The sequence below is a fragment of the Sulfitobacter litoralis genome (genome assembly GCF_900103185.1).
GTDB classification, from domain to species: domain Bacteria; phylum Pseudomonadota; class Alphaproteobacteria; order Rhodobacterales; family Rhodobacteraceae; genus Sulfitobacter; species Sulfitobacter litoralis.
This window is the reverse complement of sequence record NZ_FNJD01000007.1, coordinates 42,527-61,764: the sequence shown is the minus strand read 5'-3', so window position 1 is coordinate 61,764 and position 19,238 is coordinate 42,527. Positions and strand designations below refer to the sequence as shown.

Below are 19,238 nucleotides of genomic sequence, written 5' to 3'. Positions count from 1 at the left end.
GGGCTTTGGGGAACGATATGACACGTGGTGGCGTTTCTAAAGACCGGGAAGACGGTCCCGAACGAAAGTGTATCGCCACTGGCGAGGCGCAGCCCAAAAACGGGCTGATCCGCTTTGTTGTTGGTCCCGACATGCATGTTTTCCCGGATATTCTGGGAAAACTGCCCGGTCGGGGGATGTATGTGTCGGCAGATCGGGATGCGTTGGAAAAAGCGGCCAAGAAGGGCTTGTTCGCCCGCTCGGCCAAGCAACCTGTAAAGGTTGCCGATGATTTGGTGGAAGAAGTTGAAAAGCAGCTTGTTCGCCGTGTGGTTGACCTGATTTCGTTGCAACGCAAGGCCGGTAAGGCCGTTGCGGGCTACGAAAAAGTCAAAGGTTGGCTGCAAATGGAAGAAGCCGAAGTGTTGATCCAAGCAGTAGATGGATCAGGCCGCGGCAAATCGAAACTAAGTACGCCGCATTTCGGTCATTACATTGGCTGGCTGACGGCAGACGAATTGGGTTTGGCATTCGGACGCCAAACTGTGATACATGGGGCGCTCGCCTCTGGTGGTCTTACCTCTCGTGTTGTAGAGGAAGCTCAGCGGTTAAAAGGCGTGCGCATAAACGAGGGTGGCAACGGTCACCCGAAAGGATAGACGAGCTTCATGAGCGATAGTGACGGCAAAAAGACATTGGGCCTGCGGGGTGCGCCTTCGCGCCCTGGTAACGTAAAGCAAAGCTTTAGCCACGGACGGACTAAAAACGTCGTGGTCGAGACCAAGCGCAAGCGCGTTGTGGTGCCCAAACCTGCTGGCGCAAAAGCCGGCGGCGGTAGCAATCCATCGCTCGGGGATCCCTCCAAGCGTCCGGCAGGCATCACGGATTCCGAAATGGAACGCCGGCTGAAGGCGGTTCAGGCTGCCCGTGCCCGCGAGGCAGAAGAAGCCGAAGCACGTGCTGCCGAGGAAAAGGCCCGCGCGGAAGACCGCGAGCGCCGTCGTGCCGAAATCGACGCGAAAGAAGCCGAAGAACGCGAGCGCATCGAAAGCCTGAAGGCGAAAGCCGAAGAGGACGAGCGTCGCAAAAAAGAAGCGGAAGCCGCGGCAGTCGCTGCATCAGCACCCGCAGCGGCTCCTGCCGCACCGCGTACGCCAAACGTAAAATCTGGCGCGCCAACACCTGTGGCACGCAAGAAAGAAGGCGACCGCGAGGAAACCAACAAGCGCAACAAGGGTGGCGACGACAGCCGCCGTTCTGGCAAACTGACGCTGAACCAGGCTCTGTCCGGTGGCGAAGGTGGCCGTCAGCGCTCTATGGCGCAGATGAAGCGCAAGCAGGAACGTCAGCGCCAGAAGGCCATGGGCGGTTCGGTCGAGCGTGAAAAGATTGTGCGCAATGTCAATCTGCCCCCGGCGATTGTTGTATCTGAACTGGCCAACCGTATGGCGGAACGCGTCGGCGCGGTTGTCAAAGCTTTGATGACCAACGGCATGATGGTGACGCAGAATGAAACCATTGATGCGGATACTGCCGAACTGATCATCGAGGAATTCGGCCACAAAGTCGTACGCGTCTCTGACGCCGACGTCGAAGATGTGATCAAAGAAGCCGAAGACGATCCGAAAGATCTGGTCTCGCGTCCTCCGGTCATCACAATCATGGGCCACGTTGACCACGGTAAAACATCGCTGCTTGATGCGATCCGCAAGGCCAAGGTTCAGACTGGTGAAGCGGGCGGTATCACGCAGCACATCGGTGCCTATCAGGTCACAACCGACAACGGTCAGGTTCTGAGCTTCCTCGATACACCGGGCCACGCTGCCTTTACCTCGATGCGGTCGCGCGGTGCGCAAGTCACCGACATCGTTGTGCTGGTCGTCGCTGCGGATGACGCTGTGATGCCTCAGACGATCGAAGCGATCCACCACGCGAAAGCGGCAAAAGTGCCGATGATCGTGGCGATCAACAAGATCGACAAATACGAAGCCAACCCTGACAAAGTTCGTACCGATCTGCTGCAACACGAGGTCATCGTCGAAAAGATGTCCGGTGAAACGCAGGACGTCGAAGTGTCGGCTGCAACGGGTCAAGGTCTGGACGAACTGCTGGAAGCAATCGCGCTGCAGGCGGAACTGTTGGAACTGAAAGCGAACCCGAACCGTGCCGCGGTTGGTGCCGTGATCGAAGCGCAGCTTGACGTGGGCCGTGGTCCTGTCGCAACTGTGCTTATTCAGAATGGTACCCTGCGCCAAGGCGACATCTTTGTCGTGGGCGAGCAGTACGGTAAGGTTCGTGCGCTGATCAACGACATGGGTGAACGCGTCACAGAAGCCGGCCCGTCGGTGCCTGTCGAGGTGCTTGGCCTCAACGGGACACCAGGTGCGGGCGACGTGTTGAACGTGACCGAAACCGAAGCGCAGGCGCGTGAGATCGCAGAATATCGCGAAAAAGCCGCTAAGGATAAACGCGCAGCCGCCGGTGCGGCGACGACGCTGGAACAGCTGATGGCGAATGCCAAGGTGAACGAGACAGTAAGCGAGCTGCCTTTGTTGATCAAAGCAGACGTGCGTGGCTCTGCCGAAGCGATCGTGCAAGCGATGGAGAAAATCGGCAACGACGAAGTACGCGTACGGGTTCTGCATTCGGGTGTCGGTGCGATCACAGACACCGATGTCGGCCTTGCCGAAGCATCGAACGCGCCGATCATTGGCTTCAACGTCCGTGCAAACGCGTCTGCCCGTGCCTCGGCGAACCAAAAAGGCGTCGAGATCCGTTATTACTCTGTCATCTATGACATGATTGATGATGTGAAAGCGGCGGCGAGCGGCCTGCTGAGCAACGAGATCCGCGAACATTTCATCGGCTATGCGTCGATCAAAGAAGTGTTCAAAGTGACCGGCGTTGGCAAGGTTGCGGGCTGTCTTGTGACCGAAGGCAAAGCAAGCCGCGCTGCTGGTGTTCGCTTGCTTCGCGAGAACGTTGTGATCCACGAAGGCACGCTGAAAACGCTCAAGCGCTTCAAGGACGAAGTTTCCGAAGTGCCGTCAGGCCAGGAATGTGGTATGGCGTTCGAGAACTACGAAGACATCCGTCCCGGCGACGTTATCGAGATCTTCACACGTGAAGAAGTCGTCCGCACGCTTGAGTGAGTTAAACCTCGTTCGATATTTGATGATCAGAAGCCCGGTTAAATGTCCGGGCTTCTGTCGTTTCAAACGCCCGTTTATCCTCATTAAAGCTCAGCCGGTCGACACAGACTTGGTCGTCCGTGATTTTGACGAGGTTAAAGTCATTCGGCTCTCCGCGGACCCGCGACGACAAGCTTGTCCCGGCGTGCAACTGGATCGCAGTGGTGCCGCCGGATTCGACGGTGAAGTTTTCCGCGTGCCACGTGTGTAAGTGCCCCGAGAGGATCAGGTTCGCCCCGCAAGACAGCAGCTTTTCCAATGCAATGTCCGCGCCGGGGATCGGTTTCTTTTTGGTGTGGTTGGGATGCTGTAGCGGATGGTGAACCACCAAAATGCGTGCCTTGCGCGCGGCGGTATCATCCATCGCTTTACAGGCATGGGCAATCCGACCCGCCGTCAACTTCCCTGTCTGCCACGAAAACCGGTCGACCGAATTGATACCGATCACCACCATATCGTCATCCTCGAACCGTGGGGTAAGGTCGGTGTTGATCCACTTGCGATACCGGCGCCACGGCATAAAGAACCGTTGAAAGGGGCGGTCCAGCAGCACATCATGGTTACCCGGCACGCCTAGAACGGGGGCATTGAGGCGCTGGATAAAGTCTTGGGCTTCTTCAAACTGGCTACGCCGGGCGCGTTGCGTGAAATCGCCCGAAATGGCGACGATATCCGGCTCAAGCGCGTTTACGCAGGACACCAGCGGTTCCAGCAGATCCGGTCGGTCTTTGCCAAAGTGTAAATCGGATAGGTGCACCAATGTGCTCATCTTACAACCTCGTTGAATTCGGCGGGCACGATCAATTGCAACGCCTCGCGCTGCATCTCTAGCTTGAACGGACCTTTCATGCGGCTCAGCTCTCCGTCGCGGGCGACAGGGCGTGACTTATGTGCCATCTCAAGCGTGATCTCGTTCCCGCAGTGCATTTGATAGTCGGTTTCACGTTTCGCAATGCCAAACGCCAGTGCTGCGGCGTGTTTGAACAAGCCCCAACGGTTCGTGTCCGGGGCGACCAGCAGCACCATGCCGCCCTTGGCGATACAGTCTTCACCACTGAGACCCATCTGGTTCAATTGAAAAGCGTTGCTGATCGCAAAGACCAAAGGGGTCCGGTGTTTAAACGATTTTCCATCGACTGTGACTGTCAGTTTAAGAGGTGCACGAAGCGTTGCCAACGCCTTGACCACCGACCAATAGGCGGCGATCCGGCTGCGGCCCCAGCGGTCGTATATGCCTTCACGGGTTTTCAGAATGGCGGCATAGGCCCCGATGCTGGCGTTGTTTAGGAAGGCGTTGCCGTTAATCTTGGCGATATCCGTGGGTCGCAACGCACCATTGGCGATGACATCGACGGCTTCATCAACCGTTTCGGGCAGGTTCAAAGAACGCGCGAAATAGTTGAATGTACCAGCAGGAATGATGCCCATCTGATTGGGCACATGCGCCAGCCCAGCGGCAACGCCGCTAATAGTGCCGTCCCCACCGGAGGCGACGATGGTCGCGTCGGGGTTATCCTCGGCTGTAGATTGCGCCAACTTGCCAAGATCCGCGCCATTGGGCGAAAATTCAACGAAGCTGACGGAAATGTCGTGGTGTTCAAATCGGTCTGAAATACGGGACCTGCGTTCTATGCCGTCTTTGCGGCCAGAGCCCTTGTTCAGAATAACGATTACGCGCGAAGGCTTCATGCTTGATCCATCCTTGATGACCTAAGCAAACGCTTGGGAAAGAGGATAGTTCAGATGTTTCGCGGCAGTTTGGCGTGTTGAAGGGTTAGCTTAGGCGCTGGATTGGCTTGCCTGTGTAGATCGCGTTATCGACCTTAACCGATATCCGGCCATCTGGCATGTCGCGTACGAAAATACCCTGTACGGACACTGTAGAGCCAATTGTAATTGTACGTAGCATTACTTCCTCCCCGAAGAACCTGCAGTTGCAACTTTATAAGCGACTGTTTGCTCAAGTCTAGCAACAAAAAAGTCGATAGCGCAGCATTTTAACGCTTAAAGAAACAGAGGCGTAGGGGCGCTGGCCCTAAAGCCAGTCGCGCAGGATCGGGATCAGGGGGATGTCCGCAGGGGGCATCGGATACTCTTTCAGCGCATTAGCACGGACCCATTTCAGAGTCTGTCCTTCGCGCGCCTGCGGTGTGCCATTCCATTTGCGGCAGGCAAACAGGGGCATCAGCAGGTGGAAATCATCATAGGCGTGGCTGGCAAAGGTCAGCGGCGCAAGGCAGGACGTCCATGTATCTATGCCCAGCTCTTCCTGCAATTCGCGGATCAGCGCGGCTTCGGGTGTTTCGCCCGCTTCGACCTTGCCGCCCGGAAATTCCCACAGTCCAGCCATGGATTTGCCGGGCGGGCGCTGTGCCAAAAGCACGCGCCCGTCCACATCGATCAGGGCAACCGCCGAGACCAGTACAACCTTCACGAGCGATAGTCCGCGTTGATTTCAATATAGCCGTGGGTCAGATCGCAGGTCCAGACCGTTGCCTTGCCGTCGCCAAGGCCCAGATCAACACCGATGGTGATGTTCTGACCCTTCATATGCGCCGCCGCTGCCTCTTCCGAGTAGTCGGGGCTGCGCCAGCCGTCTTTTGCGACCTCAACGTCGCCAAAGCGGATCGACAGCCGATCACGATCCGCCGCGGCACCGGATTTACCGATCGCCATAACAACGCGGCCCCAGTTCGGGTCTTGGCCGGCAATCGCGGTTTTGATCAGCGGTGAGTTGGCAATAGCCATGCCGTGCGTTTTGGCATCCGCATCCGTCGCGGCACCTGTGATGGCGATTTCGACGAATTTGGTCGCCCCTTCGCCGTCTTGCACAACCTGATGCGCAAGGTTCAACATGACGCCGTGCAACGCATCAGAAAACGCTTCGCTCTCGCTTGCGTCCACGCCCGACGCGCCGGTCGCTGCAAGGATCAAACTGTCGGAGGTCGATGTGTCGCTGTCGACGGTGATACAGTTAAAAGTGCTATCCGTGTGGGTCGACAGCATCTTTTGCAGGGCAGGTTGGCTAACAACTGCGTCGGTGAAGATATAGACCAGCATCGTCGCCATATCCGGCGCGATCATACCCGATCCCTTCGCAATCCCCGCAATAGAGACTGTTTTTCCGTCAATTTCGACCTCGGCACGCGCCCCTTTGGCGAAGGTATCCGTGGTCATGATCGCCTTGGCGGCATCCGAAATCCCCTTGTCGGACAGCGCGCCCTTGAGGTCGGCGAGAACAGCCGTGATCCGGTCGTGGGGCAATGGTTCGCCAATCACGCCGGTCGACGAGGTGAAAACCCGCGACTGGGGGATGTTGCACACATCGGCAACCGCGGCGGTAATTGCCTCGACTGCGGTGACGCCGCCTTTGCCGGTAAAGGCATTGGCGTTGCCCGAATTGACCAGGATCGCAGCGCCCGTATCCGATGTCGCGCCGATTTTGGCCTGACAGTCCAGAACAGGGGCCGCACGGGTGGCAGAGCGGGTGAACGCCCCCGCCACCGTAGAGCCGGGAGTCAATTGAGCCAGCATCACATCCGTGCGGCCTTGATACCGTACCCCCGCCGCGATGGTGGCGAAACGCACACCATCGATGACAGGAAGATCAGGAAAGTGATCGGGTGCCAGCGGGGATACAGCGGTGATCTTGCCCATTGATTACTCCAACAAGCCCAGGTTGGTCAGAACCGTGGGATCAACTGCTTCAGCAGCCGAACGGTCAACATCTGCGGCTTCGGTGGTTTCTTCAATCAACGCTTGCGCTTTGACTTGGCGCACCTGAGTTTCCAACTCGTCTTTTACTTCGTCGAGCGCAGGCGCTTCTTTCTGGCGCTTCTCGTCCAGTTTGATGACATGCCAGCCAAACTGGGTTTCAACCGGTTCGGATACAGCACCGACTTCAAGCTCGGCGACAGCGGTTTCAAACGCGGGCACCATCATGCCGGGCCCGAACCACCCCAAGGTACCACCTGCAGGACCGGAGGGACCCGTGGATTTCTCTTTCGCCAGCTCGGCAAAATCCGCGCCTTCATCAAGCTCTGTTTTGACGGCTTTGGCATCTTCTTCTGTCTCTACCAGAATGTGCGACGCGCTGAACTCTTCGGTTGGTTCCGCATCGGTGTAGGCTTCGTCATAGGCGGCTTGCAGCTCTTCCTGCGACACGTCCTGTGCCATCGCTTTTTCGATCACTTCGCCTGCGATCAGCTGGCGGCGTTCGTTTTCCAGCGCCAGTGTGATGCGCGTTGGCAGATCGCCTTCGTAATCCTGCGAAAGAGCGGTTTGCTGCACGAGTTGGTCCAGAATACCTTTGAACAGAACCTCTGGCGGCAGTTGTTGATACTGCTCTGGCAAGGTGGCGCGGGCGATGATCATGTTGCCGATCGTAATGTTGGTGCCGTTGACTGTAGCAACTACTGTTTCAGCGGTAACGTCCGTTTGTGCATCGGTCTGCGCATCGGTGTTTGCGGCAGCGTCGTCCTGCGCAAAAGCGGGCAGGGCAAGCGACGCTGCCACCATGAATGGTGCCAGAAAAGTGAGAGGTTTTTGCATGTATCTGTCCTTGGTTTGGCAGCCGCAAAGGGCTGCTACATTGACACGGTTTAGTGCGACCCTTACATCGCCCTATGGGCGCGGCCTTGGCGCACGTTCAGTCTTGTATCTAGGGGCTGTCCGGCGGCTCGGCAAGCAGATGGACGCCTAGGAACTTAACTTCGGCAGGAGATTGCATGCTGGGCATCGGAACACTCGCCAAAAAAGTCTTTGGGACTCCAAACGACCGTAAAATCAAGGCGACCCGCCCGCTGGTTGAACAAATCAACGCGCTGGAAGACGAATTCTTGGCTTTGACCGACGACGGTCTAAAGCAAAAAACAGAAGAGCTGCGCAAGCGGGCAAACGATGGCGAAAGCCTGGATGACCTGCTGCCGGAAGCCTTTGCAAACTGCCGTGAAGGCGCACGCCGGACCTTGGGTCTGCGCGCCTTTGACACGCAGTTGATGTCGGCGATTTTCCTGCATCAGGGCAACATATCCGAGCAGAAAACCGGTGAGGGTAAAACCCTGACCGCCACGCTGGCCGCCTATCTAAATGCGCTGACCGGCAAGGGCGTGCATGTCGTGACGGTGAACGAATACCTCGTAAAGCGGGATGCCGACTGGATGGGTAAGGTCTTTGCCTCGCTGGGGCTGACCACGGGTGCTGCGGTGTCCGGCATGACCGAGGAAGACAAACGCGCCGCGTATGAGTGCGATGTGACCTACGCCACGAACAACGAGCTGGGCTTTGACTATCTGCGCGATAACATGAAATCCGAGCTGAGTCAGATTTTCCAGAAGCAGCACAACTTCGCCATCGTGGATGAGGTCGACAGTATTCTGATCGATGAAGCCCGGACGCCACTGATTATCTCTGGCCCGTCGCAAGACCGCTCCGAGATGTATAAAATCGTCGACGATGTGATCCCGCTGCTGCAGGAAAGCCACTACGAGCTGGACGAAAAAACCCGCAACGTGACCTTTACTGACGAAGGGAACGACTTCCTCGAGCAAGAGCTGCTGAGCCGCGGACTGCTGGAAGAAGGGTTCACGATGTATGACCCCGAAAGCACCACGGTCGTGCACCACGTAAACCAAGGTTTGCGGGCGCATAAGTTGTTTCAGCGCGACAAGGATTACATCGTGCGTGATGGCGAAGTGATGCTGATCGACGAATTCACCGGGCGTATGATGTCTGGTCGTCGTCTGTCCGACGGGTTGCATCAAGCGATCGAAGCGAAGGAAGGTTGCCAGATCCAGCCTGAAAACGTGACACTCGCCTCCGTCACGTTCCAGAATTATTTTCGACTGTACAACAAGTTGGCGGGCATGACGGGTACTGCCGAAACCGAAGCCGAAGAGTTCGCCGAAATTTACGGTCTGGGTGTTGTGGTTGTGCCGACCAACGTGCCCGTCGCACGCGTGGACGAAGATGACCAAGTCTATCGTTCCGCGCTGGAGAAATATCAGGCGATGATCGAAAAGGTCAAAGAAGCCAATGCGATAGGCCAGCCGGTTCTGGTGGGAACGACCTCTATCGAGAAATCTGAAATGCTTAGCCAGATGCTGACCGAAGCGGGCATTACGCATAATGTTTTGAACGCACGCCAGCACGAACAAGAAGCCCAGATTGTCGCAGATGCGGGCAAATTCGGCGCGGTGACCATTGCCACAAACATGGCCGGTCGCGGCACCGACATTCAGCTGGGCGGCAACGTCGAGCTGAAGGTGATCGAAGCACTGGACGCCGATCCAGAGGCCGATCCCGTTGCCATTCGTGAAAAGATCGAGGCGGAGCACGCGGACGAAAAGAAAAAAGTACTGGAGGCCGGTGGCCTTTATGTTCTGGCCTCTGAACGTCACGAAAGCCGGCGGATCGATAACCAGCTGCGTGGTCGTTCCGGCCGTCAGGGTGACCCGGGCCGGTCGTCGTTCTATCTGTCGCTCGAAGACGATTTGATGCGTATCTTTGGGTCGGAACGGCTTGAGAAAGTGTTGACCACACTTGGTCTCAAAGAGGGCGAGTCGATTGTGCACCCTTGGGTCAACAAGTCACTTGAACGAGCGCAGGCCAAGGTCGAAGGCCGCAACTTTGACATTCGGAAACAGCTGTTGAAGTTCGATGATGTGATGAACGACCAGCGGAAGGTCATCTTTGGCCAGCGCCGCGACATCATGGAAGCCGCCGACCTGCAAGAGATCACCGCCGACATGCGCGAGCAGGTAATTGACGATCTGATCGACCAGTTTATGCCGCCAAAAACTTATGCAGATCAGTGGGATACACAAGGTTTCCAAGCCGCGGTTGTCGAACAGTTGAACCTGAACGAACCTGTCGCGGCCTGGTGTGAAGAAGAGGGCGTGGACGACGAAGTGATCCGCGAACGTCTGATCGAGGCCAGCGATTCCATGATGGCGCAAAAGGCTGAACAGTTCGGCCCCGAGAACATGCGCAACATTGAAAAGCAGGTGTTGTTGCAGGCGATCGACGGCAAATGGCGTGACCACCTTTTGACGCTAGAGCATCTGCGGTCGGTCGTGGGCTTCCGCGGCTACGCGCAGCGGGATCCGTTGAACGAGTATAAAAACGAATCCTTCCAGCTGTTCGAGAGCATGCTGGACAGTCTCCGGACCGAAGTGACACAGAAACTGGGTCAAATCCGTCCGATGACGGAAGAAGAACAACAGCAGCTGATGTCGCAAATGCAGGAACGTCAGGCAGGTGCACAGGTTGCAGCAGCGCAAGCGGCCGAAGACAACAGCGCAGCGCCGACGGCTACGGAGACTACGGCGACTACGGAGACGGGATCGACTGCCGTTGCTGGGTTTGACGAGAATGACCCGACCACATGGGGCAACCCTTCGCGCAATGACGAATGTCCCTGCGGATCTGGTGAGAAATTCAAGCATTGCCACGGCAAGCTTGCGTAAGTGATAGCTCCAAGGCCGCTTGACGGCCTTGGAGGCCCCTTTTGCGGCAGGACCGTACGGTGGGATAAGTTTTAGGTAGGGTCAGTAGACCAAGCTGCGCTGTCCAATAAAGGAGAGTGACATGCCAATTACTGACAATTTCAGGGACTATACTGCAGGATTAACCGGCCCGATTTGTGGGGCCTTTGATGTCGTGCCAGATGATGCCGCCGACCTGCCGCAGGTCACACGAGGCTTTATGATTGGTGGGCCAGGCGATGTAGCGGTGACGCTTAAGAGCGGGGATGCGATCACGTTGGTCGGGCTGATGGCCGGGGTCGTCTATCCGTTTCGGGTCGCGCAAGTGCGGGGCACCGGTACGACGGCCACAGGGATCAAAGGGTTGGTTTAGCGCGCAAGCCGATTGCCACATACTGTGGCCAGTGCTGCGCCCCCTTAGTGACCGGTGGGGCGCAGCAAAACGGGCAGGGTCCGTGCGATGATCTGTAGATCACCGGCAAAGCACATCTGCTGCGTATAGCGTTCATCAAGCGTGACGCGTTCATCGAACAGCATTACACCGCGCCCTGCGACTTGCCATAGTCCGGTGATGCCGGGGCGCACCGATTGATACGCGCCACGTGCTTCCCCATAGCTGTGCAACTCGCTGCGCGTCACGGGACGAGGTCCGACCAACGACATATCGCCCCGGAGGACATTCCAGATTTGGGGCAACTCGTCCAAGCCCGTGCGCCGCAGAAATTGGCCGCCGGGGATGACACGGGGATCATTTCTCAGCTTTTGGTACAGGGCCCATTCCAGCGCGTAGTCCGGTCGGGCAGAAAGAATCGCTGGCAAGACGGCCTGAGCGTTGGGTACCATTGTCGTGATTTTCCAGCAGCGGAACGGTTTGCCAGCCCGTCCGATTCGTGGATGGGCATATAGACCGATTTGCCCGTGAGTGGCCATATAACAGCACAACAGAACGATCAGCAGTAGTATCAAGGGCAGCAGCACAAGGCTGACTGATAGATCGAACAGCCGCTTTCCTACGCGATGATACAGTAGCCGGCCCACGTAGGGACCACCGCCCCGTCTTATCCCTACCTCGATAAACGCCATCATCACCCCGTGCTTTGAACCAACAAGTAAAACCGGCGACTTTGCCGATGTGTCAGCTAAAGCAGAGGTATCCTAAGGCGCGGTTAAAGCCGGGCCGCTATCAGATCAGGCGTAGCTGAATTCGACCTCACCATTATGGATGGTTGCGGCGGTCAATTTGTCGGTTGCGTAGGCTCCGGTATCGATCGAAACAACGCCGCCCTTGACCATAGGCGTGTCGACAATCGTATGCCCGTGCACGATCCACATACCGTCGCGACGGCGTTTGCGCCCGAAATCCTCATGCCCCCAAAGCAACGTGCGGCTTTCCTGATCCTTTAGAGAAATCAATGGGTTAGCCGCGGCGTGAACAAAGGCAACATTGCCGCTGACCCAAGAGGTCGGCAGGTTGGTCACCCAGTCAACCAGCGCATCGCCCATGGCCTCGCGCAATGCATCACGGGCCCGCTCAAGCTCGGCTCCAGAAGAGGTTTGCGATACGCCCGAGACGTCAAAACTCGATAGGGTTTGCAGCCCGCCATAGCGCAGCCAGCGCTGGCCGTTCTCTTTCGGATTATCAATAAATTTTAGCATCATCTGCTCGTGGTTGCCCATCAGCGTAATGATATCCGGCTGGCTGTGCAGGGCGCGCAAGACCTGTGCGCTTTGTTCGCCGCGGTCGACCAGATCACCGACACAAATCACCTGCGTACCACGAGAGGGTTCTGGAAGCCGCTCCAGCAAGTCGAAACGACCGTGGATATCGCCAATCGCGACCACGGGTACGTCCGGCGTGATGGGGTCGAAATGCGGTTCAGGCTCTGGGTCTGGTTGACGGCGTTTAAACCAACGGTTTAGCATCGTTTTTCAAGCGTCCTCTGTGTTGCAAAACTGGCGCAACGTAATGGTAAATCCGTTGACTGGCGGCACACAAAGTGTAGTCCACCTCAAACTTCTCTACGGTCCCGGTATTGGAAACAGTTAATTAATAGGCAGGTTGTCAGATGCAAGGCCACTTGAGGAAACTCGCTTGTACGATGTTAGCCGGAGTGTTCGGCGTTGTCAGCCTTTCCCAGACATCTGCCCAATCGCTGTCGACCTACGGGACGCCCGGTCTGATCGAAATGCCAACGGCGCGAGTGCTGAAGGATGGCGATCTGGCATTTACGGCCAGCGCCTTTGGTCCAAATTATCGGTATTCCGCGACCTTTCAGGTTTTGCCGCGCCTTTATGGTACATTCCGCTACTCTCGTATCAAGGATATCAGCTCCAGTGCGGTACTGGACGGCGATACCTTTGACCGTAGTTTTGATGTTCATTACCAGATTTGGGACGAAACCGATGTGCGCCCCGCGTTTGCCGTGGGCCTGCGCGACTTTCTGGGTACCGGTATCCTGAGCAGCGAATATTTCGTTGCCACCAAAAGCTTTGGCTCAAAGCTGGAAGTCACCGGCGGCTTGGGCTGGGGGCGTCTTGCGGGGCGGAATTCATTTTCGAACCCGTTCAGTGTGCTCTCTGAGCGTTTTGATACAAGGACGCGGGATGCGAACCGTGGCGGGCAGTTAGAGACCGGCAATTGGTTCAGCGGTCCTACCTCTCCCTTTGTCGGCGTGAAATGGAACCTCTCTGATCAAGCGACGCTGTTTGCGGAATACTCGCCTGATGAATACACGCGGGAATCGGTGAACACCGGTATTGACGTGTCTTCGCCGATCAATGTGGGGCTGGAGTATCGGTTTAAGAACGGCGTCAACCTCAAGGGGTTCGTTGTGGGTGGGCATGAGGTCGGCGCGCAACTGAGCTATATCATCAATCCCAAGACCCCATCGGTTCCCGGCGGGTTGGAGCAGGCCCCGCGGACGGTCGGCGCACGCAATCGGTTGGCCATTGCAGAATGGAACAACTCGGCTGCGGGTGGTGGGCGTAATGCGGTAGAGACTGTGTTGCAGCGCGTGCTCGCGGAAGACGGGCTGGAGCTGCAAGGGTTCATCATGTCGGGCACCCGCGCGACGGTGCGTGTTGAGAATAGCCGTTTCAATAACGAAGCCCAAGCGGCGGGACGCACAGCGCGGGCCATGGCGGTGACACTGCCGCCCGCTATCGAAGAATTCACCGTCGTTTTCCTTGAACGCGGCGTGCCGCTTAGCCAGATAGTCACGCAGCGGTCTGATCTGGAAGAGCTGCAGTATGATTATGACGGTGCGTGGCGCAGCTTGGCGCGGGCGCGTTTGGAAGACGGGCATACGCAGGGGCGTGATGGCGAGTTGGCGGATATCTATCCCGTGTTCGACACGTCTTTCGGACCCTATCTGGCGACGTCGTATTTTGACCCGAACAGCCCAGTTCGGGCCGATTTTGGTGTTCAGCTCAAGATGGATTACCGGCCGCGTCCGGGCCTGACCTTTGCCGGTCGGTTCCGCTACCCGCTGGTGGGCAATATCGCCGATTCATTCCGCGTGTCTGACTCGGTCATCGAACCAGTGCGTACGAATGCTGTGCGCTATGCCAAGGAATCTGATCTTGAGGTTAACAGCCTGACAGCCGAATATCTGTTCCGTCCGGGCAAGGACTTGTTTGGCCGCGTCTCGGCTGGGTATCTCGAAGGGATGTTCGGTGGTGTTTCGACCGAGGTGCTGTGGTACCCGATGGCCAGCCGTCTCGCGCTTGGTGCGGAGCTGAACTATGTCAAACAGCGTGATTTTGACATGTTGTTCGGATTTCAGGATTACGATGTCGTGACCGGTCACGCTTCGGCCTATTACGATCTGGGCAACGGGTTTTACGGCCAGCTTGACGTGGGTCGCTATCTTGCGGGCGATTACGGCGCGACGTTGTCACTGGATCGCGAGTTCAACAACGGGTTCAAGGTTGGCGGGTATTTCACGCTGACGGATGTGTCGTTTGACGATTTTGGCGAAGGGTCCTTTGACAAAGGATTGCGGTTCGAGGTGCCTCTGTCGTGGATCACCGGGCGTCCGTCGCGTACGAAAATCCAACAAACCATCAAACCGATCACCCGTGACGGTGGCGCGCGTCTTGCTGTGGCCAACCGTTTGCATGGGGTCGTGCGCGATTATCGCGGCAAAGAGCTGCGGGACAGCTGGGGGAGATACCTGCGATGATCTTACGTGCGCTTACCCTCGGGTTATGTCTGGCGGGCCTGTCCGCCTGTAGTGAAAGCAAAGGCCTGCTGGCACGTGGTGTCGCGGTTGCTGTGGACGACGATTCTGTTGTGCCCAAGACCTCGCAGGGGTTCCCACCACGCTTTGCTGCGCTGGTGGAGGACACCTCTAATCCCGCGCTGCTGCTCACGGTGGAAAACCGAAAGCAAACCGGCCGTATGCTGCGCGAAGCGCGGGTGAACGGCGTCGATACCTGGCTGAGTTCGGATTTGACGGCGCTGATGTTGGAAGACGGCATGCTGCAGGGCACGCGTGGGCTTGGCTCCGAGCTGTTTGCCGCGGATGTGTCCGAGCCCAAAGCGTTGATCTTGTCTGGGCGTGGCGGTTATTCCGACCGGCTGCACAGCAATCTGACGGGGACCGATGAAATCTCTACGCGGGCATACCGGTGTTTGGTCGAAAATCAAGGCAGTGCAACACTGGCGCTTGAAATCGGCGCAGTGGCGACGCGTAAGGTGACAGAGGATTGTAAAAGTCTGGACCAGTCGTTTCGGAATACGTATTGGGTCAGTGTAAACAGCAGTGCCATTGTTCAGGCGCGGCAATGGGCTGGCGGCGAAGTCGGGTATCTTATGACCAAGGCTGCGGCACGCTAAATTTACCTATGATTAACCTGTTGGGGGCAAGGTTAGCTACAGTGAAATAGGAGTATTCAAGTGCGATACCTATTGGTAACTGTTTTGGGTCTGGCCCTTGCGAGCTGTGGTACGGTTTACCGAACACCTAAAGTGGTAGAGGGCGCAGCAGGCGGCACCAATGTACGCGTGCTGAACCTGACCGCTGAAACTGTCATTCAGGCGAATAGATCTGCATATGCGCCGCAAAGCCTGCCGGCTGTCTTTTCGCGTACTGCCGGAAGCGGTTCCGGCCTGCGCGGGACCGGGGTGCTGCCTTCGCCCACGCTTGACGTTCAAACGCGGCCTAACGCGCTTGAGCTGCGGTTGCCCCCCTCAAATGATCCTGGCCCCTATGAAATTGGCGTCGGTGATGTGGTGCTGCTGGCCACGCCACGTGCGGCTGGATCGGTTGAACAACTGTCCGGGCTGCTCGCCGCGCAAAACTCGCGCCAAGGCTATACCGTGCAGGATGACGGTTCGATCAACATCCCCGACGTGGGCCGCGTGCGCATCGCCGGTCTGACCATCGAGGACGCCGAGGCTGCCTTGTTCCAGCGTCTGGTCGAGAACCAGATTGACCCGACGTTCAGCCTCGAGATTTCCGAATTCAATTCGCGGCGTGTTTCTATCGGCGGTGCGGTGTCGCAGCCAACGGTTGTGCCGGTGACGTTGACGCCGCTGTATCTGGAAGAGGCTTTGGCCGCTGCAGGCGGGATCACGGTCGAAGATCAGGACTATGCCTCGATCCGTCTGTACCGCGATGGCACGCTGTACCAGATTCCTCTGTCGCAGCTCTATTCCCGCGCCAGCCTGACCAAGACGCGCCTGCTGCCCGGCGATGCGATTTTCGTTGATACGGCATATGAACTGGTCCGCGCGCAGGAATATTTCGCCCAACAGATCACCTTGGTGCAAGCGCGTCAGGCAGCCCGTGCCTCTGCGTTGCAAGAGCTGCAGTTTGAGGTGTCCCTGCGTCGTTCAAGCTTAGAGGAGGCACGCAGCAACTATCAGACGCGTCGCGAGCTTGGTGCTGACGACCGCGAATATGTTTATCTGGCAGGTGAGGTCGGGACGCAGTCGCGTTTTGCGCTGCCGTTTGAACGCAAAGCAAGTCTGGCCGACGCATTGTACGATGCAGGTGGCGTGGCGTCGTCGACCGGTGATGTGTCGCAAGTGTATGTTCTGCGCGCATCGTCTGATCCGCGCGAGCTGGGGGCGATCACGGCATGGCATCTTGATGCTCGTAATGCGGCGAACTTTGCCCTGGCTCCGAAGTTCGAGCTGCGCCCCGATGACATCATCTTTATCGCGCAACAGCCCGTTACCAAATGGAGCCGCGCTGTCTCGCAAATTCTGCCACAGATCCTAAGCGTGGGGAGCGCCGTCAGCAACTGATTTGACCACGATTGACTAGCAAAGGCCGGGCAGAAATGTCCGGCCTTTTGCGTTGTGGGGCTGGATGGCCGGATGGGTTCTGAGGTCGTCGAGGTCTCCGTAAATTGAACCAATCAGTGCCCTATTTCAGCCACATCGCCTGATTACCCCTAAAGAGGTCAACTATTCAGGCGGTGTGAAATGTATCTTTCTGTTGTTATTCCTTGCATGAACGAGGAAGCCTCGATCCCGGGTTTGGTGACGCGGCTGACGCAGGCCATCGCGCCTTGGAAAGACCGTGCAGAGATCATTCTCGTCGATGACGGATCCACAGACGCCACATGGAAAGCGATCGAGGTCGCCCAAGCAAGCTGTGCGCAGTTGGTGGGGGTCAAACTGTCTGCCAATCGTGGCCACCAGATCGCGCTGACTGCGGGGCTCGAGGCCGCGCAGGGTGAACGCATCTTCATGCTGGATGCCGATCTGCAAGACCCGCCCGAGTTGCTGGTGGATATGATGTTCATGATGGATCGCGGATTTGACGTGGTTTATGGTCGGCGCAGCGAGCGTCAGGGCGAGACGATGTTCAAAAAGGCCACGGCGCATCTGTTCTACCGCTTCCTGAACGCCATGTCTGATGTGCCGATCCCACAGGATACCGGCGATTTCCGTCTGGTGAACCGCCGGTCGCTCGACGCTGTTCTGGCGATGCCGGAAAAGGCCCGTTTTATTCGTGGCATGTTTGCTTGGGCAGGGTTCAAGCAGGTCGGGATCGAATATATCCGTGCGCCACGCGCCTTGGGCGAGACCAAATACCCGTTCCGCGCGATGATGCGCTTTGCCATCGACGCGATGACCGCCTTTTCGACGAAGCCGCTCAAGCTCGCCACACGTCTGTCCTTTGTCAGCCTGCTGATGGCGACGTTGATGGCAGTCTATGTGATTTATTCGCTGATCGTTTACCAGACCGCGCCCGGTTGGGCCTCGGTGGTGCTGGCAGTCAGCTTCTTCTCGGGGGCGCAGCTGTTGACGCTGGGAATTCTGGGGGAATACATCGGTCGCCTTTACGTCGAAGCCAAGGATCGGCCGCTGTACTTCGTGAGCGACGATACCCGGGATATGGTCCCTGACGTGAAAAGGTTGCGCGCATAATGCCTATTTTAGACTATAAATGTGCCCGTTTTGCTCTCATTGGGGCTGTGACTGCAGCGTCCTATGTGGTGATGTATCCGGCGTTTCTGGCGGCGGGGCTGCCGCAGGTAGAGGCGAATGCCGCAGCATTTTTTCTAGCTATCGTACTGCAATATATCGGGCACACGCTGTTCACTTTTGAACGCCGATTGGTCGATCGCAGGCAGATCACCAAGTTTGCCATTATGACTGGCTGCGGCTTTGCGATGTCGGCGCTTGTGACGGGTCCTTTCGCGCAGGCATTGGGCGTACCTGCCTGGGCCGCGGCGCTGGCTGTCGCGCTGTACTTGCCGGTGCAAAACTTTATTTTGATGACCCTCTGGGTGTTCGCCCTGCCGCACCCCACAAAGGAGTACACATCGTGAGCCATATCTATAGCGATACGTTTTTCGACTACATCAACCAAAGCGCGCGCGCGTCGGCCAAACCGTTTGTGTCGTTGCTGTTTCCATTGCTCAAGCCATCTTCGGTTATTGATCTGGGCAGTGGGCGCGGCGTTTGGATGGATGAATGGCGCAAAGGCGGTGCAGGTGATGTGCTGGCCGTTGACGGGGACTATGTCGATCGGGCGCAGCTTGCGGTCGCGCCCGAGCAGTTCATGGCGGCCGATTTGACCCAACCGGTCGAGACGGGCCGGCGCTTTGATCTGGCGCAAAGCCTTGAGGTCGGGGAGCATCTGCCGACCGAAGCGTCGCAGGTTCTGGTCGACAGTCTGACACGCGCATCGGATCGGGTGTTGTTTTCTGCTGCGGTCACGGGTCAGGGCGGAGAGTTTCACGTAAACGAACAACCCCTGTCTTTCTGGCAAGAGCTGTTCGCCGCGAAGGGCTATGTCGCTTATGACTGCGTGCGCCCCGCATTGAAGGACAACAAGGATATCGCACCTTGGTATCGCTATAACGCGATCCTCTATGTGAATGCAGCCGGTCGCGACGGGTTGCCAGCAGAGATCCTTGCGACCGAGGTCCCTGCAGGTCAGAAGGTCGGAAACGCGGGCAGTCTGGTTTGGCGGTTACGTCTGGCCGTGGTAAAGACCCTGCCACGCGGTGCAGTCACTGCGATTGCACAGGCGCGGGCTTTGGTTTTGGCGCTGCGGGCCCGTCGGGCAAAGACTGTGGGTCGCGCGGCTGTATGACGGCGGCAGTCGAGGAGCGGTCG

Annotated in this window: 18 protein-coding genes; 10 read left to right on the top strand and 8 right to left on the bottom strand. The window is 57.4% G+C overall.

What is annotated here, in order from left to right:
- The first annotated feature begins 17 nt into the window (after positions 1 to 17).
- Together BLQ98_RS07605 and infB are read left to right on the top strand one after the other, a co-directional pair.
- Positions 18 to 638, top strand: coding sequence for an RNA-binding protein (locus BLQ98_RS07605; RefSeq protein ID WP_093732744.1), 621 nt, complete (start codon positions 18 to 20; stop codon positions 636 to 638).
- 9 nt (positions 639 to 647) lie between these two features.
- Complete coding sequence (gene infB / locus BLQ98_RS07600; RefSeq protein ID WP_093732743.1) at positions 648 to 3,131, top strand: translation initiation factor IF-2; 2,484 nt, start codon at positions 648 to 650, stop codon at positions 3,129 to 3,131.
- Between the two features lies 1 nt (position 3,132).
- Here infB and BLQ98_RS07595 read toward each other — a convergent pair whose 3' ends face one another.
- From BLQ98_RS07595 to BLQ98_RS07575, 6 genes are all read right to left on the bottom strand, one after another.
- Entirely contained in the window at positions 3,133 to 3,939 is an 807-nt protein-coding gene (locus BLQ98_RS07595; protein ID WP_093732742.1) for a metallophosphoesterase family protein, read from the bottom strand.
- Positions 3,936 to 4,859: a diacylglycerol/lipid kinase family protein gene (locus BLQ98_RS07590; RefSeq protein WP_093732741.1), complete on the bottom strand. Its 924-nt coding sequence runs from the start codon at positions 4,857 to 4,859 to the stop codon at positions 3,936 to 3,938. Before BLQ98_RS07590 ends, BLQ98_RS07595 begins: the two co-directional genes overlap by 4 nt.
- Positions 4,860 to 4,944: 85 nt before the next feature.
- Positions 4,945 to 5,079 carry a hypothetical protein gene (locus BLQ98_RS18585; RefSeq protein WP_272903362.1) on the bottom strand — a complete coding sequence of 45 codons (135 nt, stop codon included), beginning with the start codon at positions 5,077 to 5,079 and terminating at the stop codon, positions 4,945 to 4,947.
- 126 nt (positions 5,080 to 5,205) lie between these two features.
- Entirely contained in the window at positions 5,206 to 5,604 is a 399-nt protein-coding gene (mutT, locus tag BLQ98_RS07585) for an 8-oxo-dGTP diphosphatase MutT (protein ID WP_093732740.1), read from the bottom strand.
- Positions 5,601 to 6,827: a bifunctional glutamate N-acetyltransferase/amino-acid acetyltransferase ArgJ gene (gene argJ, locus BLQ98_RS07580; RefSeq protein WP_093732739.1), complete on the bottom strand. Its 1,227-nt coding sequence runs from the start codon at positions 6,825 to 6,827 to the stop codon at positions 5,601 to 5,603. Before argJ ends, mutT begins: the two co-directional genes overlap by 4 nt.
- A gap of 3 nt (positions 6,828 to 6,830) precedes the next feature.
- Complete coding sequence (locus tag BLQ98_RS07575; RefSeq protein WP_093732738.1) at positions 6,831 to 7,721, bottom strand: peptidylprolyl isomerase; 891 nt, start codon at positions 7,719 to 7,721, stop codon at positions 6,831 to 6,833.
- Between the two features lie 176 nt (positions 7,722 to 7,897).
- On the opposite strand from BLQ98_RS07575, the gene secA reads away from it, so the two are divergent.
- Both secA and BLQ98_RS07565 read left to right on the top strand, forming a co-directional pair.
- A complete protein-coding gene (gene secA / locus BLQ98_RS07570) occupies positions 7,898 to 10,636 on the top strand; it encodes a preprotein translocase subunit SecA (RefSeq protein ID WP_093732737.1) in 2,739 nt (912 codons plus the stop codon).
- Positions 10,637 to 10,757: 121 nt separating this feature from the next.
- On the top strand, positions 10,758 to 11,027 hold the full coding sequence (locus BLQ98_RS07565) for a spike base protein, RCAP_Rcc01079 family (protein WP_093732736.1): 270 nt from the start codon (positions 10,758 to 10,760) through the stop codon (positions 11,025 to 11,027).
- 44 nt (positions 11,028 to 11,071) lie between these two features.
- Here the strand turns inward: BLQ98_RS07565 and BLQ98_RS07560 are convergent, their stop codons facing one another.
- Positions 11,072 to 11,737 carry a sugar transferase gene (locus tag BLQ98_RS07560; protein WP_093732837.1) on the bottom strand — a complete coding sequence of 222 codons (666 nt, stop codon included), beginning with the start codon at positions 11,735 to 11,737 and terminating at the stop codon, positions 11,072 to 11,074.
- A gap of 105 nt (positions 11,738 to 11,842) precedes the next feature.
- Positions 11,843 to 12,577 carry a metallophosphoesterase gene (locus tag BLQ98_RS07555; protein ID WP_093732735.1) on the bottom strand — a complete coding sequence of 245 codons (735 nt, stop codon included), beginning with the start codon at positions 12,575 to 12,577 and terminating at the stop codon, positions 11,843 to 11,845.
- 176 nt (positions 12,578 to 12,753) lie between these two features.
- Here BLQ98_RS07555 and BLQ98_RS07550 point away from each other — a divergent pair, with 176 nt between their 5' ends.
- The 6 genes from BLQ98_RS07550 to BLQ98_RS07525 all read left to right on the top strand — a co-directional run bounded on the left by BLQ98_RS07550 (position 12,754) and on the right by BLQ98_RS07525 (position 19,215).
- Positions 12,754 to 14,838 (top strand): YjbH domain-containing protein, encoded by a 2,085-nt coding sequence (locus BLQ98_RS07550; protein ID WP_244148390.1) that lies wholly within the window; start codon positions 12,754 to 12,756, stop codon positions 14,836 to 14,838.
- Positions 14,835 to 15,494 carry a YjbF family lipoprotein gene (locus BLQ98_RS07545; protein WP_093732733.1) on the top strand — a complete coding sequence of 220 codons (660 nt, stop codon included), beginning with the start codon at positions 14,835 to 14,837 and terminating at the stop codon, positions 15,492 to 15,494. Before BLQ98_RS07550 ends, BLQ98_RS07545 begins: the two co-directional genes overlap by 4 nt.
- Before the next feature lie 171 nt (positions 15,495 to 15,665).
- Complete coding sequence (locus BLQ98_RS07540; RefSeq protein ID WP_093732836.1) at positions 15,666 to 16,910, top strand: polysaccharide biosynthesis/export family protein; 1,245 nt, start codon at positions 15,666 to 15,668, stop codon at positions 16,908 to 16,910.
- A gap of 180 nt (positions 16,911 to 17,090) precedes the next feature.
- Positions 17,091 to 18,041: a glycosyltransferase family 2 protein gene (locus BLQ98_RS07535; RefSeq protein WP_093732732.1), complete on the top strand. Its 951-nt coding sequence runs from the start codon at positions 17,091 to 17,093 to the stop codon at positions 18,039 to 18,041.
- Positions 18,041 to 18,445 carry a GtrA family protein gene (locus tag BLQ98_RS07530; protein ID WP_093732731.1) on the top strand — a complete coding sequence of 135 codons (405 nt, stop codon included), beginning with the start codon at positions 18,041 to 18,043 and terminating at the stop codon, positions 18,443 to 18,445. The genes BLQ98_RS07535 and BLQ98_RS07530 overlap by 1 nt, the downstream gene beginning before the upstream one ends.
- Positions 18,442 to 19,215: a methyltransferase domain-containing protein gene (locus BLQ98_RS07525; protein WP_093732730.1), complete on the top strand. Its 774-nt coding sequence runs from the start codon at positions 18,442 to 18,444 to the stop codon at positions 19,213 to 19,215. Before BLQ98_RS07530 ends, BLQ98_RS07525 begins: the two co-directional genes overlap by 4 nt.
- Positions 19,216 to 19,238: the final 23 nt, after the last annotated feature.

Coding starts and splice junctions, on each gene's coding strand:
- BLQ98_RS07605 (WP_093732744.1), top strand. CDS start 18: ATGACACGTGGTGGCGTTTCTAAAGACCGGGAAGACGGTCCCGAACGA.
- BLQ98_RS07550 (WP_244148390.1), top strand. CDS start 12,754: ATGTTAGCCGGAGTGTTCGGCGTTGTCAGCCTTTCCCAGACATCTGCC.
- BLQ98_RS07595 (WP_093732742.1), bottom strand. CDS start 3,939: ATGAGCACATTGGTGCACCTATCCGATTTACACTTTGGCAAAGACCGA.
- secA (WP_093732737.1), top strand. CDS start 7,898: ATGCTGGGCATCGGAACACTCGCCAAAAAAGTCTTTGGGACTCCAAAC.
- BLQ98_RS07535 (WP_093732732.1), top strand. CDS start 17,091: ATGTATCTTTCTGTTGTTATTCCTTGCATGAACGAGGAAGCCTCGATC.
- BLQ98_RS07555 (WP_093732735.1), bottom strand. CDS start 12,577: ATGCTAAACCGTTGGTTTAAACGCCGTCAACCAGACCCAGAGCCTGAA.
- infB (WP_093732743.1), top strand. CDS start 648: ATGAGCGATAGTGACGGCAAAAAGACATTGGGCCTGCGGGGTGCGCCT.
- BLQ98_RS07530 (WP_093732731.1), top strand. CDS start 18,041: ATGCCTATTTTAGACTATAAATGTGCCCGTTTTGCTCTCATTGGGGCT.
- BLQ98_RS07560 (WP_093732837.1), bottom strand. CDS start 11,737: ATGGCGTTTATCGAGGTAGGGATAAGACGGGGCGGTGGTCCCTACGTG.
- argJ (WP_093732739.1), bottom strand. CDS start 6,827: ATGGGCAAGATCACCGCTGTATCCCCGCTGGCACCCGATCACTTTCCT.
- BLQ98_RS07575 (WP_093732738.1), bottom strand. CDS start 7,721: ATGCAAAAACCTCTCACTTTTCTGGCACCATTCATGGTGGCAGCGTCG.
- BLQ98_RS07565 (WP_093732736.1), top strand. CDS start 10,758: ATGCCAATTACTGACAATTTCAGGGACTATACTGCAGGATTAACCGGC.
- BLQ98_RS07590 (WP_093732741.1), bottom strand. CDS start 4,859: ATGAAGCCTTCGCGCGTAATCGTTATTCTGAACAAGGGCTCTGGCCGC.
- BLQ98_RS07545 (WP_093732733.1), top strand. CDS start 14,835: ATGATCTTACGTGCGCTTACCCTCGGGTTATGTCTGGCGGGCCTGTCC.
- BLQ98_RS18585 (WP_272903362.1), bottom strand. CDS start 5,079: ATGCTACGTACAATTACAATTGGCTCTACAGTGTCCGTACAGGGTATT.